Source organism: Rhizobium aethiopicum (assembly GCF_900094625.1).
In the GTDB taxonomy this organism is placed as follows: domain Bacteria; phylum Pseudomonadota; class Alphaproteobacteria; order Rhizobiales; family Rhizobiaceae; genus Rhizobium; species Rhizobium aethiopicum.
Map to the genome: position 1 here is coordinate 335,405 of NZ_FMAJ01000006.1, position 15,793 is coordinate 351,197.

Consider the following 15,793-nt stretch of genomic DNA (forward strand, 5'->3'; position numbering starts at 1 on the left):
AGACGCAATCTGAGTGAAGAACGGCCGGTCCGAAGACTGGCTCAAATTATACCCGGGAGGAGGAATTTCGGTCCCATGACGGCGGAAAAAGCCTTCTATTGCCCAGGAACCGGGGTGCCCCTGAATGCATTTACCATTCGGTCCATCACCACTTGTTCGACGTTTCCGCAGTCCAGGACCGTATTCCCGACGGAGTTCCTTTGCACCAGCACTGTCGTTACGTCGAGCAATGTCGAATTCCCGATTGAAAGCAAAGCGCTCACCTGTGTGGAAAAACAGGCACTGTTTGGCGCATCGCTCCGGTCATTTTGAGGTATTCCGGTGGTGGCCACAATGTGGTTGTTGGCTATGTAGTTTCCACTGCCGGAAACTACATTGATTATGACGGGTTTTGCTGCGGGGGGCCTGATATATTGAGTGTCTATGGTTTCCGAAATATGGTTCGCGATCAGCGAATTGTTGCTGCCGTCAATCTGCAATAGCCCAAACAGATCATCCAAGCCATTGTCGTAATTCTGCATCGGCGCCCATGGCTCGCGATCTCGCAGAAAGTGATTTGAGGAGACCAAATTCTCGCAGCAGTTAGCAGCAAAAACCAACATTCCGGGATAGAAGGAATGGAACCTATTTCCCGTGACCGAGGAACGCACCACGCCGGAGAAATAGACACTGCTCGCTCCTCGAGGAAATACGTTGTTCGAGGAAACCAGAATGCCGGCATAATTCTCAGCGTAAATTGAGTGTCCTCTATATCCGGCGCCGACAAAATTATTTGCAATTCTTGAGGCCTGCCCCATACCTTTCAGTTCGATACAGTTGCCGCACTCTGCGATGAAATTGTTATCTATCGCGAGCGCATCTGCATCATGAACAGTAACTCCATGCTCCAAGTAGATAAGGCCCATTCCGGTTATTCGGAATGAGTCATTGGCGCTGCCGACGTAGATTCCCGTTTTGCCATTCCTGTATGTGTTTTCTGCGTCGTTTGGCCCCGAACCATCATCAATGAAGTGCAGGCCATCGATGCAAAAGTCAGCAAATTCCACAGAGCTTATACGAGGATTTCCGCCGCGCTTGACATAAAACGCGGCACCAGCAGCCTCACCGTCTGCGGCCTCTGGAGAAGTGTCCACAAGTATACGACTTCCGCCCGGCCACACCTCGTGCCAGTGGGCCAACTCGCTTGCGGGTGTGTTGAAACGGATGCTCGACGACGTAAAACCATGCCCAGAGCCAACGATTTTTAGATAGCTCACGTCTATAACGACCTGAGTGACAAGACGATAATCGCCTGGCGGTATATAGATAACCGATCCAGGTTTTCCGCCGTCATTTGCATCGACAGCCGCTTGCCTGTTTTTAATATCCGCAATGATGTTATTGATGACGGCGCCAATATCCTCGCGAGGATTGCCTGATGGATACCTCGTGACGTCATAACAATTTTCGCTGAGCATTTGTTATTTCTCCTCGGACAGCGAGGGTTGATCTTGTGTTCTTTTGGCTGTGCCATCACCAGATGCTGGTGCGGGTGCCCGGGTCAAAGAAGTGAAGTTCCTCGGCATCGACAGCTATGCGCGCGATGTCACCTGCTCGAACCGTGCTCTTTGGGGAAAAACGGGCTACAGCAGCTTTTTCGTCGCCGATATCGGCGATGGCGTCCGGGTCGCCCGCATCGACCCAAGGTGCATCGATATTCAGATGCACCATGGATTCAGAACCTAGCGCCTCAACAAGAATGACCGGGGCCGATATCTCGGCGGGAGAAGGCCGGATTGCAGCGTCGTTCATGTGCTCGGGCCGGATACCGAGGAGAATTTGACGGTTAGACGCACCGTTCAGCGAGGGACGGCATTCGAAAACCCTTTCAGGAATTTCGAAACTGTTGCTGCCCAGGGTCACCGTCCTTCCATTCAGAACGGCCTCGTACAAGTTCATCGAGGGCGATCCGATAAAAGCCGCAACAAAGACGTTGTCAGGGCGGCTGTACAGGTTTTGCGGTGTGTCGACTTGCTGCAGCACACCGCCCTTCATGACAGCGACACGGTCCCCCATCGTCATTGCCTCGACCTGATCGTGAGTGACGTAGATGGTGGTGACGTTTAGTTTTCTCTGGAGGCTGGCAATCTCGGCGCGCATCTGCACACGCAGTTTTGCATCGAGATTAGATAGCGGTTCATCCATCAGGAAGGCGGACGGCTGGCGGACGATCGCCCGCCCCATGGCGACGCGCTGCCGCTGGCCACCGGAGAGCAGCGCCGGTTTGCGGTCGAGCAGAGCCTCCAGTTCGAGGATGCGCGCGGCCTCATCCACCCGCCTGGCAATGTCGGATTTTGGCAACCCCGCCATCAGCAGTGGAAAGGCGATGTTTTCGCGCACGGTCTTGTGCGGGTACAGCGCGTAAGATTGAAAGACCATCGCGATGTCGCGATCCTTGGGATCGACATTGTTGACGACCCTGTCCCCGATCCTGAGTTCGCCGCTCGAAACGCTCTCAAGGCCGGCGATCATCCGAAGCGCCGTCGATTTCCCACATCCCGAGGGACCGACAAATACCATGAACTCACCATCCCTGATGTTGAAATTCAGGTCGTGTAGCGCATGAAAGCTGTTGCCGTAGATCTTGTTGACGTTGCGTAGTTCTATACCGGCCATATCTTAGCCTCCCTCATCCTTTTACAGCGCCGAAAGTCAGGCCGCCGACGATCTGCTTTTGAAGTGCGAGCGTTACGATGATGACGGGCAGTGAATAGAGCACGGCCGCCGCCGTCATCGCTCCCCAGGCGAGCCCATAGACGGAGTTGTATTCAGCAATGACGATCGGTGCCGTTTTGGTCGCCTCTGACGTCAGCAGCAGTGCGTAGAGGAACTCGTTCCAACTCGTGATGAAGGTAAAGAGCGCGGTGACGGCGATTCCGCCCGTCATGATCGGAAGAATGACCTTCAGAAAAGCCTGGAAACGGGTGCAGCCGTCCATGCGCGCCGCCTCTTCCAGATCCTTCGGAACGCCTTCAAAGAAGGCTGCCATGAGAAGAAGCGCAAGAGGTACCGCGGCTGATGTGTGGGCGAGCACCAGACCGGGAACGGTATCCAACAAACCGAGCGACTTCAGAAGCTGGAACAATGGCACGCCGAGCGACACCGAGGGTACCATGCGCGTGACCAGCGCGAAAAGCAGGAACAGGGTGGTGATCCGGCGCCGGTAGTGGGTCGCGACATAAGCGGCCGGAACCGCCACAGCGAGGGAAAGGATGGTTGTCAGTACCGCCACCGTCAGCGAGCTTGCGAAGGCCCGCGGCAGGGTCGATGATTGCAGGACTTCGCGAAAATTCTGGAAAGAGGTCACGACGGGAAAGAAGCTCGGCGGAATTTGCTGGACATCCGCTGCCGGCTTGATCGACGTCATGAGCAGATAAACGTAGGGCAGCGCATAGGACAGGACGAGGACGAGCGCGGCGGCATTAATCACGATGCCGTTGAGATTGAAGCGGCGCGCACTAAGCATGGACCGGCCTCCATATCTTCCAATAGGCAGCGGCGGCCAGAAGCATCATGACGATCAGAAACAGCGTGCCGGAGGCCGACGCCTCGCCAAGATCGCCGAAGCGCACCATGCGCTGATAGATGTTCATCGAAAACACTTCAGAAGCGTGGTTGGGGCCACCTTGCGTCTGGATCCAGATGAGGTCGAAGGTCTTGGCCGCATCCACCCCACGCACGATGACGACAACGGCGATCACCGGGCGCATCAGCGGCAGCGTGACATGCCAGAAGCGTTTGAACGCATTCGCGCCGTCGATCCGCGCCGCCTCGAGCAGGTCTTTGGGAATGTTTGTCAATCCGGCATAGGAGACCAGGGCGACAAAGGATGTCGTCAGCCAGATATCGGCGAAAGAGACGGAATAGATTACGATATCTTCGTCGGACAACCAGGCAATCGCATCGGGGTCGCTGATGACGCCCAGATGGACGAGCCCGTAATTCAAGATGCCGATGTTCCCGACCAGGAGAAAGCGCCACAAGAGGCCGGCGACAATGGGCGGCACCATCAATGGCAGCGTGAAGATCGTGCGGTGCCAGCGCGACCGACCGGGGAGCGCCGTGAACAGCAGAGCCGCGCAGAAACCGAAGGTAAATTCGAAGAACAGCGCAAAGATCGAGTACTGAATTGTTCTGAATGCGCTTTCCGCGACGCGCTTCGAGGTTAGCGCATCGATATAGTTCTTGAGCCCGATCCACTCTCGTATATGGGGAGTAATGGTGTCGACCTTGAAAAAGGAATCGAACACCAGAAGCCCTACCGGGTATGCGACCAGCAAGCCAAGGATGGCGAGGGCTGGCGCAAGCATGCACAGCACGAATCGGTCTTCACCCGACATGGCGCTCTCCGAAAGCTGATGATGCGAGGAGGACCACCCGCCCTCCTCGCGGACGAGGGATTAGTCGAGGATGTCTTCGATCGTTTCCTTGGCGTCCGCCAGCACCTTGCCGACATCCGCTTTGCACGTCAGGGCCTGCTGCACGGCTGGAAGAACCGCTTCGTCGACAATTTCCTGATATTTTTCGTTCAGCGGACGGCCTTGCGTCGCAGGAGCACTCAACGTCTCAAGCAGCGGCGTGAAATGCTCATAACCGGGCTTGCTGGCATAGCCGCTATAGGCCGAGTTCGTCGCAGCTAACCCAAGCGGCGCTTCGATGCCCAGGGCATTGTTGGCGATCGCGAAGGCTATGAACTTCTTGGCCGCGTCCTTGTGCTGGGAGGTCGACGGAACGACATTGTACCAAGGACCCGGAATTGCGCCGACTCCTGCATCGCCGGCCAGCATTGGGGCGACGCCAACCTTTCCGCTGACCTTGGAATCGGCGGGCGTCATCTTGTAGGCGTGCGCCCAGAATTTCATCATCGCTGTCTTGCCTTGATAGAACAGGTTCTGAGCTTCGCCCCAGCCGATCTCGTTCACGTTTTCGGGCACGGAATGATCGATGCAGTGCGGCGCGACGTAGAATTCGAGCGCCTTCCTATGCGCTTCGTTGTCGATGATCACCTTCCCCTCCTTGTCGAGGATCACACCTGGCGAGCCCGCCTGAAGCACATGCGCCATCCATTCTTCGGAGAAGCTGCCGATGGTGTCGGTGCCCCAAAAGTCGGTCTTGCCGTCACCATCTGTGTCTCGGGTGAAGAATGTTACGATGTCGCGCCATTGCTGCCAAGTCTTCGGCGGCGCGAGGGGATAACCATATTTTTCCTGGAACGATTTCTGTTCCTCAGGCTTGTCGAAGAGGTCCTTGCGATAAAAAACAATTTCGGCATTGGCCCAAGCAGGCATGCCGATCAGTTTGTCACCGATCTTCGCGTCGGCGAGCAAGGCAGGCGGCAGGTCCTTGCGAACTGCATCGGTGAAGAGCGGCGCGAGGTCTTCGACATGGCTTGCGAATTTCGCATTCCACACGACGTCGATCGTTACCACATCGAACGCCGACGAACCGGAGGCGATTTCGGCTGAAAACTTGTCGAAGACGCCTTGATAGGGAACGACGGTGAAGTCCACCTTGATGCCGGTCTCGGCGGTGAACTTCTCTGCGGCTGCCTTCTGCAGCATTTCGCCGCCGCCTTCCACAAGGATATTGATGGTTTCGGCCTTGGCGGAGGCCGTAATGCAAACGAGCGCGAGCGCGCTGGCGCCAAGCAGTTTTTTCATGAGTTCCTCCCTTGTTCCGCCGGAAGCACTTGCCTCAGGCTGCTCCATTGTCAGGACCATAGGCGCGCTATGACGACGTTGTCAATTGCGATTGTCGACGTTGTCAGAAAAATATGTCGACGTTGTCATGCGTGTGGATTACAACAGACCCGCATCAGGAGAATTGACGGAAATGGTGAGCATCGTCAGCGTCGCGAAAGCGGCCGGGGTTTCGAATAAAACAGTCTCTCGCGTTATCAACGGCGAGCCCTACGTGACCGAGCAAACCCGGGAGAGGGTGGAAAAGGCTATTCGGGACCTCGGCTATATCCCGAATATGGCGGCGCGCCTCATACGATCCAGCCGCTCCAATACCTTTGGGATTATCACCGATTATGTTTCCACGACGCCTTATTCGGTCGATATTGTCCGCGGAATTCAGGATTGGGCCAATGCGAATGGGAAAACCATCCTGATAGCCAACACCGGTGGTTCTTCCGAGCGAGAGGTGGAAATCTGGAAAATGTTCCAGTCCCATCGCATTGATGGAGTCTTGTATGTAACCATGTACCGCCGCATTGTGGATCCGGAGACGGGCGATGTCAGCATTCCGACCGTGATGATAAATTGTCGGCCGCAAACAAGGGAGCTCCTGCCGTCTATCGAGCCCGATGATTATCAAGGGGCGCGAGATCTTACCCAGTACCTCCTTGAACGGGGTCATCGCAGAATCGGTTACATCCGGCTCAATCCGATCCTGTTGGGAGCCGAACTGCGCCTGGAGGCATTTCGCCGAACGACAAGCGAATTCGGTCTCACAGAGAACGATCTCTCTATCAGCCTTGGCATGGATGGGCCTGTTGGGGCAGAAAACAACTACGTCTTTGCTGCAGCGACCGAAATGCTCAAACAAGACGACCGCCCGACCGCGATCATGAGCGGCAACGACGAAATGGCAATTCAAATCTACATTGCCGCTATGGCACTGGGGTTGCGGATTCCACAAGACGTCAGCATCGTCGGCTTTGACGATTTTCGAACAGTCACTATGGCGCTGAAGCCAGAGCTGACGACTGCGGCGTTACCATACTACGATCTCGGTCGAGAGGGTGCGAAGTGGCTGAACGATTTGATCGCAGGCGAGAAGATTTATCCGGGCGGTCGGGTTGTCTCTTGCAAGCTGGTTGAACGTAGCTCTGCCGCCTTTCGCCCTCATTAGGCGTCGAGAATCTCTGCTGCCTGCCTCGAATGACCACGTCTGGTTGAGCGTTGCCACAGCTGAATAAGCTCCGCCAGATAATCCCGTTTTAGCTATGGAAATCAGAGATCTCGAAGGACGATTTTGGCTGCTGAGACGCATAATCCTGGATCGAGCGACAGCCTTCACCCACAATATTCGACTGAATTTCAGGAGTAGAATGGTCGCCATCACAGCGCTCAGCTCGATGAGAAAGCGGGCCGGGAACGATGTAATGGTGCCGGGGAAGTGGCATTCGGCTCAGGGGCGCAGGGCGCGCCCGCATTTGCTCTGATGACGTTTGACGCGACGCTTTCTTCGAAGCCGCCGGAGAAAGGAATATGTGTTCTTGATATTAGCATCGGGGCAGGATCGCATTGGAGCGACCGCAGAGGTTTGTTGGCACCGAGCTTGCCATCGCGGCGATCGAACGGGCGGAGCAGCGGACTAGGAGCGCAAGGGTTATCCGCATGGCGCCACCGGACGAGAAGCTGGCGCGCCCGACCGTCGGTAGTTTCGCCCACATCCTTGTCGTCGGCTTCGAGGTTCGACGGAGGAGAGGGCGGCATGGGGCTTCTTGCACGACAGGGCGCCCTACACCGGGGTTTACTCCGGTTTACCTAATCGCGGTGAACGCCTGCATGTGAGATACTGAATATGCGGCAGATCACCCGATCTGCCCGATTGATGAGGAGGATGTCCTATGCCACTGTTCATAATCACAGGGTGCTATTCAGCCGCGGCAGCGAAGGGAATGATCGCCGATCCATCGGACCGGGAAGCGGCGGCCCGTGCCATCATGGAAGCAGCAGGCGGGAAACAGCATTCTTTTTACGTCACGACCGGCGAAACCGACTGGATGGTAATCGCAGAATTCCCCGACGGTGTTGACCTGATCCCCGCGCTTCTTGTCGTCGGCGCATCGGGAGCAGTATCGAATATCAAAACCGTGCGAGCGTACACGGGTGCGGAATTCAAGGCCGCCCAAGAAAAGGCGGGCAAAATCGCATCTGCCTACAAAGCCCCGGCAAAATAAGCAGCCCATTCGTTGAATTACCTTCGGCAGCGGATGTTTGATCCGCTGCCGGTTCGTTCCCGCATCGCGTGACAGGCGGAGAGGTTAGGCATTCGGGCAGGAGAGTTCGTAAATCCAAAAGTGTGGGTGCACAGTCCAAGAGTGCGTGACCGAACTCCAAAATTATCTGGCTACACTCACTGAACGGTGGGGGGTGGTGGTGGAATCGTGTGGCGTAATCTATCTTATGGAACTTTATGGAACTTTAAGGCGCGTGTTGCCGCTGCTGCATAATTATTTGAAAGTACGGAGAAAAAGTACTTTTGGCCAAATCAACGTGCAAGCGTCAGCCAATTGCCGATCGTTGCCCCACCCCGTCGCATGGATCGTGTCGCAGGGATGGCCGGGCGCTCAGTTGCTATGGTCTTTCGGACTTCACGCGGGCTGAGCCCGAATTCGTGGCTGAACGCGCGGGTGAAATTGGCTGCAACGTCGAAGCCGGCGGCCTCGGCAATCTCCGAGATCGGCCTGGTGTCGGTCGGGTTAGTAAGATCCGCATAGGCCTGCAGCAATCGACGTTTGCGAATGTAATTGAAGACGCCCCCACTTGTTTCGAACAATTGGTAGAGCCGCGTCCGCGAGATGCCCAGCTCACGGCACATGACGTCAGGCGTCAAGCTATCTGAATGAAGATTGAGGCGGATATAGCGATGGGCCCGCTCCATCAGCCCCATATGGGGCTGTTCCTGACCGCGATCCCAGCTTGCGGACGATGCAGCGCATGCAACGACCATCTCGCCGATCGTCCGTATGATCCGCGGCACTTCCTCCACCGTCAGATTGCTCAGATTCGCTTCCAGGCCGTTGATATAGCTGACGAGCAATTCAGCCAAGCTGCCGGCGAGAGCGATGTTGTTGGCGTGCTGCAGAAGAGGCGCATCGCGGGCCAACAGTTCATAGGGCAGGAAGACGAGCACAGCGACTGAATCGGTCATCCGCCCGCGGTACGGATAACCAAGAGACCTGAAAAAAATCTCACCCGGGCCGGTCTCCGTTACATGCCGATCGGCCTCGGTCCACGCCCGGCCGCTGCGCAGTACGCCGACATTCCAATGATCGATTGGGCTCGATCGCAGCATCGCCTGGTCGCGAATATAGCTGCATGCCTGCGCGCGCTGCTGAACGACGAGGATATCGCCGAGGTGCCAGCCGGTCTGTTCGGCAAGAAAACCGTCGTCCTCCGATTTGCCGTCCGGCAGATGAACATCCACAAGCGGCGCCATATGCGATCGCCAGGACTGGAACTGTTCTTTGGGTGGCAGGTCGTGCGTCGAAAATCGCAAGGGCACCAGCGCCGATGGAGCGTCCACCCGGTGTTCTTTCTGGGGGGACGGTTCGCGCGGCCAGCGCCGCCGCTCCAGGTGCGCCGGCCACTCCCGTCCCGCAGCGGGGTCATCTCCAGACTCCGTAACCATTCAATTCCTCCAGCGCATTAGCCGAGCCGGGCTGTTGAAACCGAAGCAAACAACAGCCATCCGACAGCCAAATCGGCTAAAGCTCTACGTGCATAAGCTACTTATCATATTCCTCTGCGAGCAGAAATGGACGGACCGATAATTTTCTGGATGCGGCGATAACGACAAGCGCGTCCCGTTCATGTATCTAAATAAGCAATGGTTAATTCCAAAAAAAGACAGAGATTCCAACACTTAATGCCGGTGCAATGTAGTGTCGAAGCGCCGACAACGTAAAACGACACTTGTTCAAAACAAAAGATACAAACACGGGAGGATAGGTTGTGAACTATCGGAGAAGCAGTCGTGCGCGCCTTGCGCAAGAAACGGCTTTCAGCAGAAAACAATCCGAGGGTGAGTCAGGAAAATCCTACCGCCCGTCGTGCAGACTGATGCGAGACGCTCCTGAGGCCGACATCGGCAAATAATGGCGCGCGAGGGGTTGCGCGCAGCCGAGGCTGTACATGTCGATGCGTAATGGCTCGAGGTCTGTACGCAACCCCCCTACCATATCCACCCATCGTCGAATTTCTTTACGCTGCCCTTTCAATCGCAGAACGGAGGCTAAGATGACTACCGCATGTGATGAGAACGTTATCCAATTGAAGCCGATTTCGAGCTGCAGACGGGAAGTCGAAGTCGCAATGGTGGAAATGCTCGCGAGTCTGCAGAAACGGGGATGGTCGGCTGCGGAATTGGCATTGTCACTCGCAGACGCGTCGGAAGATCTCGTCATGCTGATTGCGACCAAAAAGCTTCGACCGAACTAGAGCAATTTTGGGAAAGTGGAAAGCGGCTTTCCGCCGGAATTGCGTAAATACAAAAGCTTGAGCGGTTCGGCGCTTCTGTGAAAAGCTGAATCGCTCTAGAAAAAGGCTGCATGGAGTAAGGCTGTTTCTGTGTCATGAAATCGCGGCATTGCGCTGCAGAGGGGCACGTTCGTCAACTGCGGCCAGCGGCGATCAGGGCGTGAGCGGCATGGCGGAGCAACCCCGTCGCCTCGTCGGGTTCGGGCCTGCATGCTGACAACAGCGCCGGTGATCAGCACCGCGAGCTGCCCGGCAAGTCGGTCGGAGCAGCAACTGTCAGTCTCCTGGCGATGGACTTTAGGCGCCGCCGCATTTTGATACTTGCGTGGCATAAAGGGCCGCATGAGAGCTTCTATCCCACCTGCTGGCGGGAACCCAGAAGCGGAGATAAGCAGATATGGAGCCACGATGTGAGCCGTCACTCTTCTCGGGCTTACTGGCCAGATCGTTCGTCGAGGATGGACAGCGCGTCCTGCAGTCTGAGCGCCGCCAGCGCTTCCGTTGCCTCGTCCGGAGACCATCCTGCTTCGAGCGCTGCAGAAAGAACCAGCGATTCCGTTTGAAGTTCGAGCTTCTCATAAAGCGGCTCGATGGCTTCGCGTGCGGTGACAACGTGCTGATCGGGCGGAGTGATGGGCGTCGCAGCAACCGTCGGCATAATGCTCCTCCTTTTAAACGCTAAGGTTCGAAACCCAATTACAGGCATGCTTGTTCCGTTCACATCGCATTTTTAGCCGTATCACGGCTGACGGAAACTGTTTTGAAACTCTGGACGGTCGTAACCTCGCCCGTCCTCGGCATCTCTGGGCTCGCAGCGAAAGCTTCGCTGGAGTGTGAACGAACCGACAGGCTACCGCACAACTGCCGAAAGCGGAAGCGACTTGCGGTAATCGTTGAGCGGTGCCGCTAGAGCTTTTCCGGGTTAGATTGAAGCATTCTGCCGGAGCAGGTTTTCGTCAGGGCAAAGGCGATTGGCGACGGGCATACCCCCAGGTACGTCCGAGCCGACCGCCTTTGATCCTGGCGGAAACCTGCCCGGCCCACCGGCCGCACCGCTTCGCCGTGGCGAAGCGACAATTGCGTCCGGCGCTTCTGAAGTCCTGCAGATTTGCCTGGCAAATCTGCGGGAGGGTTGGCTGAAACAGGCCGGCTGATCGACCGGCCGGCTTGGCCGTAGAGCTTGGCTACGACGCGCGCCGGCCGGTCGACCATCCGGCCTGTTTGAGCCAACAGAATGATTCAATCTGACCCGGAAAAGCTCTAAGAAGAATGCCGCCACATCCGGCGAAATTTCCTCCATTTCAGAAAGGCACGAACGACGATGGCCGGCGGTATCTTCCTGTGGTCGCCAACGGTCCCCTGCCTGGCGACCGGCGCGTCTGCATCGATGAGAAACGCGATTAACGTGGCTGGATCCTGGGCCTCAAGGTCGAGCCGGTCATCCGACAGGTGCAGTCCCTGCTCGCCTTCCATGAAACTTCGGCCATCAACGGCGATCGAGCCACTGAAGACATAGAAGTAGAGATCTCTGCCTTGTTTACGTGGGAATTCCGCCCGCGCGCCCGCCTCCAGCCGGATGTCGAAGATGTCGACGGCGCTACGGATATAAAACCGCGCGCCCTCCCCTTCCGGGCCGACCAGATGTCGCCAGAAATTTGCCGTGGCCGCAGGGATCAGGCCGTATTGGATCTTCGGCTCGAGACCGGCGGTGCGAGGGCGAACAAGGATCTGCAGCATGCGCAGCGGCGCATCGGAGGCGAGCGTCTCCTCGGAGTGCCAGAAGCCTGTTCCGGCATTCATCACCATCAGATGGTCGCGGTCGATCAGCAGTCGGCCGGTGGCCTTGTCGTCGTGACGCATCACGCCTTCGGGCACCCAGGAGACGATCTCGTCGTTTCTGTGCTCGTGCATCGCGATCAGCCGGCCGGGATCGAGAAGGGATTCGACGACCATCGCGAGAGGGCCGTGGCCGTGATCGGTCGGTTTCGGCTTCAACCATCCGGGCATATTGACGTGCGCGACAAAACCTCCAGCATCCCGCACCACGAATGTTCGTTCGCCTTTGAGCAGCATCGCGTCCTCCATGCCTGCCAGGCTGTGACGACACCACGTCTTGCTGAAGATGCCGATGAATGGCCTTACTGGCAATTCGAAAACATCCGCCGCAATCGATTCGCCGACGGGATCTCCAATGACCATCGACGCCGCACGAAATCCGCATCCGATCTATTTTGCCGGCGCCTTTGCCACGGGTGGGCTCCTGACTTTCATGGTGCACCTCAATGGCGAGCTGGCACGTTATGGCAATCCGCTGTTCTCCTCTTGGGCCGCTCACGGTACCGGCATCATCGCAGCCGTCATTCTTCTCCTGGTGATCCACCGGCGAGACACGCCAACGCGGGGCAACACCCCCAAGGCGCCCTTATGGGCCTATTTCGGCGGAATATCCGGTGCGGCAACAGTCATTTTGACCTCGACTGCGGTCAATTCGCCGCTCGGCCTCTCCGGCACCTTGGCCCTGGGTTTGGCCGGCCAGGTTGTCTTCAGCGTCGCGGCCGATAGTTGGGGACTGTTCGGCCTGCCAAAGCGGCGTCCCGATACGCGAGACATCGTTGCGCTCGGCCTGGTCGTCGCCGGCGCGGCGCTCATCATACTCTTCGGGCGAGGTGCGGCGTGACGGTGTTCGTTCTCCTCGCCTGCCTTGGCGGCGTGCTCGTCGGCCTCAGCCGTCAGCTCAATGGGCGTCTGAGCATCTCCACGACGCCGCTGACCGCATCCTTCTGGAATCACGCCGTAGGGTTCGCCGCACTCACCTGCCTCGGCCTCTTCGTCGGAGGTCTGCTTCCTCAAGGCGCCGCCGACGCGCCCTGGTATGCCTATCTGGGCGGCCCCATCGGCGTTATCTTTGTGGCCGCCGGCAGTTGGGCAATTGCGCGAATCGGTGCGGTCAACTCGGCTCTCCTGATCATCGGCGGGCAGATGGTAACGGGGGTGGCGTTTGATTATCTCAGCGCAGTCCCGGCGTCTTTCTGGGCGAACGCCAGCGGAATTGTTCTCATCGTCGGCGGCATGATGATCAGTCGTGGACGGCGTAAGGTCGACCGTTCGCAATAGCCGGGCACGACATTTGCCAGCAGGCGGGGATGGCTCCCCGCCGCCTCAAGCCACGGCATTTTCAGCCAAGATATTTCGTAAACCAGTCGACTGTTCGCTGCCAGGCGAGCTTCGCTGCCGCCTGGTCGTAGCGCGGCGTGGTGTCATTGTGAAAGCCGTGATTGACGTCGGGGTAGATATAGGCCTCGTAGGTTTTTCCCGCCGATTTCAGCGCGGCTTCATAGGCTGGCCAGCCTTCGTTGACGCCCTTGTCCAGCCCGGCATATTGGAGAAGCAACGGCGCCTTGATCTTCGGCACGTCTTCGGCGCGCGGCTGTCTGCCGTAGAACGACACGGCTGCGGCCAGTTCGGGATAGGCGACCGCCGCAGCGTTGGCGACGCCGCCGCCGTAGCAGAAGCCGATGATGCCGACCTTGCCGGTGGTGAGATCACTCTTCATCAGGAACTCGACAGCCGCGAAGAAGTCGTTCATCAGCTTTGCCGGATCGACCTTCTGCTGGAGCTCCCGCGCCTTTTCGTCATTGCCGGGGTAGCCGCCGACCGACGTCAGGCCATCCGGCGCCAAAGCGATGAAACCGGCCTTCGCCACACGCCGCGCCACATCCTCGATATAGGGGTTGAGGCCTCTATTCTCGTGAACGACGACCACGCCCGCGACCTTGCCGGCGGCCTTTGCGGGGCGCACGAGATAGCCGCGGACATCTCCGTTTCCGTTGGGAGAGGGATAGGTGATGTATTCGGCTGATATATCGGGATCGGTGGACTCGACCTGGGTGGCCAGCGCATAATCGGGGCTGAGCGACGCAAGAATGGCGGCTGCCGTGATGCCACCGACCGCAAATTTGGCGGCGCGGTCGAGAAACTCGCGCTTGGTGATTTTCCCATGCGCATAATAATCGTAAAGCTCGAGAAGTTCCTGCGGGAAATCCTTGGCTGTCATACGGGTCATGATTGCTCCTCCTTGCCTCGGGTTTCCTCCATCCTACACACCCAAGCTCGCCCCCATTTTCAACATTTCGCGAGTTTTGCGTGAGCTTTCCTGCGCGACTGCCGTCGGCAGCGAATCAAGTCCGTCTTCGCGTTCCTGCTTCGCGGGTGCGGGCTTTGCATCGGGTGCTAGTTCCGGTTGCAGCGCTCAATCGGCGTTCCCCGCTGGCTTATGAAAATCAATTTCATACTGGCGTGTTGCGGCCCGTTTTCTATTGACGCCTCTCGATTTTTGTCCCAACTTAAAGAAAATAAATTACTTAATTGGGAACATGATCGGCATGAAAGTAGGAATCATCGGGCTCGGATTCCGGCTGGGTTATCTCGGCTATGTCTTCAAGGCGATCGACGACAGCTTCGACATCGTAGGCTATGTGGATCCGGAACCGGCCGGGCTTCCCGGATTGACGGAAAAGGGAATTTCTGTCGGCAAGGCCTATGGTTCGCCGGAAGAGCTCCTCGCCTCCGAAAAGCTCGATCTGCTGATGATCGGCTCCCCCAATCACCTGCATCTCGATCATATCCGGCTCGGGCTCCAGGCTGGTCTCAAGGTCTTCTGCGAAAAGCCGATCGTCACGACCATCGCAGAGAGCATCGAGCTTGCGCATCTGATGGCGAAGTTCGGCCATGAGCGGCTGATGGTCGGCCTCGTGCTGCGCTATTCTCCTCTTTATAAAGATCTGCGCGCCATCCAGGCCGAGGGCAAGCTCGGCCAGATCGTGTCGATCGAAGCTTCCGAACATATCGAGCCCTATCACGGCGCCTTCTTCATGCGCGACTGGCGCCGCTACGAGCGCTATTCGGGCAGCTTCATGCTGGAGAAATGCTGCCACGATCTCGACCTTTATAATGGCGTCGTCGGCGCGCGGCCCGAGCGCGTCGCCAGTTTCGGCGGCCGCAAGAGCTTTACTCCGGCCAACGATCCAGCGCGCGAGGGCATCAACGATCTCGAGCTTTTCCATCGCAAGCCGAGCGGCTGGATGGGATCGGACAAGGTCTTCGACAGCGATGCCGACATCATCGACTATCAGGTGGCGATCGTCGAATATGCCAATGGCGTCGGCATGAACTTCCACACCAATCTGAACGTACCCGACCAGTTCCGCCGTTTTGCCATCATGGGTTCGCGCGGCATGGCCGAAGGCGATTTCGTTCGCGGCTATCTCAACGTCCACGAACAGCTGACCGGCCAAAAAGTGGTCGAGAACACATATGCCGCCACCGAACTCTCCCAGCATTACGGCGCCGACGAACAGATGGCGAGCGATCTGCTCGAAAGCGTGCGCACCGGGCTCGAGCTTCCCGTTTCCACCCTGAATGCGCTGGAAGCCGGCATTCTGGCGCTGGCAATGGACGAAGCAAGGATGAAGAAATCAGTCGTCGACCTGCGTCCCGTCTGGGACCGCTTCGACGAGGCCCTTCACGCCAGAGCGGCTTGA

15 protein-coding genes are annotated in these 15,793 nt (G+C 57.5%); 6 read left to right on the top strand and 9 right to left on the bottom strand.

Annotated features, from left to right (window positions below; all coding sequences use genetic code 11):
* Window positions 1-95: 95 nt before the first annotated feature.
* Genes GA0061105_RS15785 through GA0061105_RS15805 form a run of 5 tightly spaced genes read right to left on the bottom strand, consistent with a single transcriptional unit; the run spans window position 96 to window position 5,699 of the window.
* Entirely contained in the window at window positions 96-1,457 is a 1,362-nt protein-coding gene (locus GA0061105_RS15785) for a NosD domain-containing protein (protein ID WP_092751357.1), read from the bottom strand.
* A 55-nt stretch (window positions 1,458-1,512) separates the two neighbouring features.
* Window positions 1,513-2,655: an ABC transporter ATP-binding protein gene (locus GA0061105_RS15790; protein WP_092751359.1), complete on the bottom strand. Its 1,143-nt coding sequence runs from the start codon at window positions 2,653-2,655 to the stop codon at window positions 1,513-1,515.
* Between the two features lie 13 nt (window positions 2,656-2,668).
* Window positions 2,669-3,505 carry a carbohydrate ABC transporter permease gene (locus GA0061105_RS15795; protein WP_064695716.1) on the bottom strand — a complete coding sequence of 279 codons (837 nt, stop codon included), beginning with the start codon at window positions 3,503-3,505 and terminating at the stop codon, window positions 2,669-2,671.
* Complete coding sequence (locus tag GA0061105_RS15800) at window positions 3,498-4,379, bottom strand: carbohydrate ABC transporter permease (RefSeq protein ID WP_092751361.1); 882 nt, start codon at window positions 4,377-4,379, stop codon at window positions 3,498-3,500. Before GA0061105_RS15800 ends, GA0061105_RS15795 begins: the two co-directional genes overlap by 8 nt.
* A gap of 60 nt (window positions 4,380-4,439) precedes the next feature.
* Window positions 4,440-5,699, bottom strand: a complete 1,260-nt coding sequence (locus tag GA0061105_RS15805; protein WP_092751363.1) for an ABC transporter substrate-binding protein — start codon at window positions 5,697-5,699, stop codon at window positions 4,440-4,442.
* A gap of 172 nt (window positions 5,700-5,871) precedes the next feature.
* Between GA0061105_RS15805 and GA0061105_RS15810 the strand changes: the two genes are divergently transcribed.
* Both GA0061105_RS15810 and GA0061105_RS15820 read left to right on the top strand, forming a co-directional pair.
* Window positions 5,872-6,897 (top strand): LacI family DNA-binding transcriptional regulator, encoded by a 1,026-nt coding sequence (locus tag GA0061105_RS15810; protein ID WP_092751364.1) that lies wholly within the window; start codon window positions 5,872-5,874, stop codon window positions 6,895-6,897.
* Between the two features lie 721 nt (window positions 6,898-7,618).
* Complete coding sequence (locus GA0061105_RS15820; RefSeq protein ID WP_064695711.1) at window positions 7,619-7,951, top strand: GYD domain-containing protein; 333 nt, start codon at window positions 7,619-7,621, stop codon at window positions 7,949-7,951.
* 311 nt (window positions 7,952-8,262) lie between these two features.
* On the opposite strand, the gene GA0061105_RS15825 is transcribed toward GA0061105_RS15820, so the two are convergent.
* On the bottom strand, window positions 8,263-9,405 hold the full coding sequence (locus GA0061105_RS15825) for a helix-turn-helix domain-containing protein (RefSeq protein WP_092751367.1): 1,143 nt from the start codon (window positions 9,403-9,405) through the stop codon (window positions 8,263-8,265).
* Window positions 9,406-10,013: 608 nt separating this feature from the next.
* Between GA0061105_RS15825 and GA0061105_RS33910 the strand changes: the two genes are divergently transcribed.
* Window positions 10,014-10,214, top strand: coding sequence for a hypothetical protein (locus GA0061105_RS33910; protein ID WP_064695709.1), 201 nt, complete (start codon window positions 10,014-10,016; stop codon window positions 10,212-10,214).
* A gap of 472 nt (window positions 10,215-10,686) precedes the next feature.
* Here GA0061105_RS33910 and GA0061105_RS15835 read toward each other — a convergent pair whose 3' ends face one another.
* Both GA0061105_RS15835 and GA0061105_RS15845 read right to left on the bottom strand, forming a co-directional pair.
* Window positions 10,687-10,911, bottom strand: coding sequence for a hypothetical protein (locus GA0061105_RS15835; RefSeq protein WP_064695708.1), 225 nt, complete (start codon window positions 10,909-10,911; stop codon window positions 10,687-10,689).
* 602 nt (window positions 10,912-11,513) lie between these two features.
* Window positions 11,514-12,326: a pirin family protein gene (locus tag GA0061105_RS15845; protein ID WP_092751454.1), complete on the bottom strand. Its 813-nt coding sequence runs from the start codon at window positions 12,324-12,326 to the stop codon at window positions 11,514-11,516.
* Between the two features lie 118 nt (window positions 12,327-12,444).
* Here GA0061105_RS15845 and GA0061105_RS15850 point away from each other — a divergent pair, with 118 nt between their 5' ends.
* Window positions 12,445-12,930: a DMT family transporter gene (locus tag GA0061105_RS15850; protein WP_064695758.1), complete on the top strand. Its 486-nt coding sequence runs from the start codon at window positions 12,445-12,447 to the stop codon at window positions 12,928-12,930.
* Complete coding sequence (locus GA0061105_RS15855) at window positions 12,927-13,367, top strand: DMT family transporter (protein ID WP_064695706.1); 441 nt, start codon at window positions 12,927-12,929, stop codon at window positions 13,365-13,367. Before GA0061105_RS15850 ends, GA0061105_RS15855 begins: the two co-directional genes overlap by 4 nt.
* 61 nt (window positions 13,368-13,428) lie before the next feature.
* Here the strand turns inward: GA0061105_RS15855 and yghX are convergent, their stop codons facing one another.
* Window positions 13,429-14,316 carry a YghX family hydrolase gene (yghX, locus tag GA0061105_RS15860; protein WP_092751369.1) on the bottom strand — a complete coding sequence of 296 codons (888 nt, stop codon included), beginning with the start codon at window positions 14,314-14,316 and terminating at the stop codon, window positions 13,429-13,431.
* Between the two features lie 319 nt (window positions 14,317-14,635).
* Here yghX and GA0061105_RS15865 point away from each other — a divergent pair, with 319 nt between their 5' ends.
* Window positions 14,636-15,793 carry a Gfo/Idh/MocA family protein gene (locus tag GA0061105_RS15865; RefSeq protein ID WP_092751456.1) on the top strand — a complete coding sequence of 386 codons (1,158 nt, stop codon included), beginning with the start codon at window positions 14,636-14,638 and terminating at the stop codon, window positions 15,791-15,793.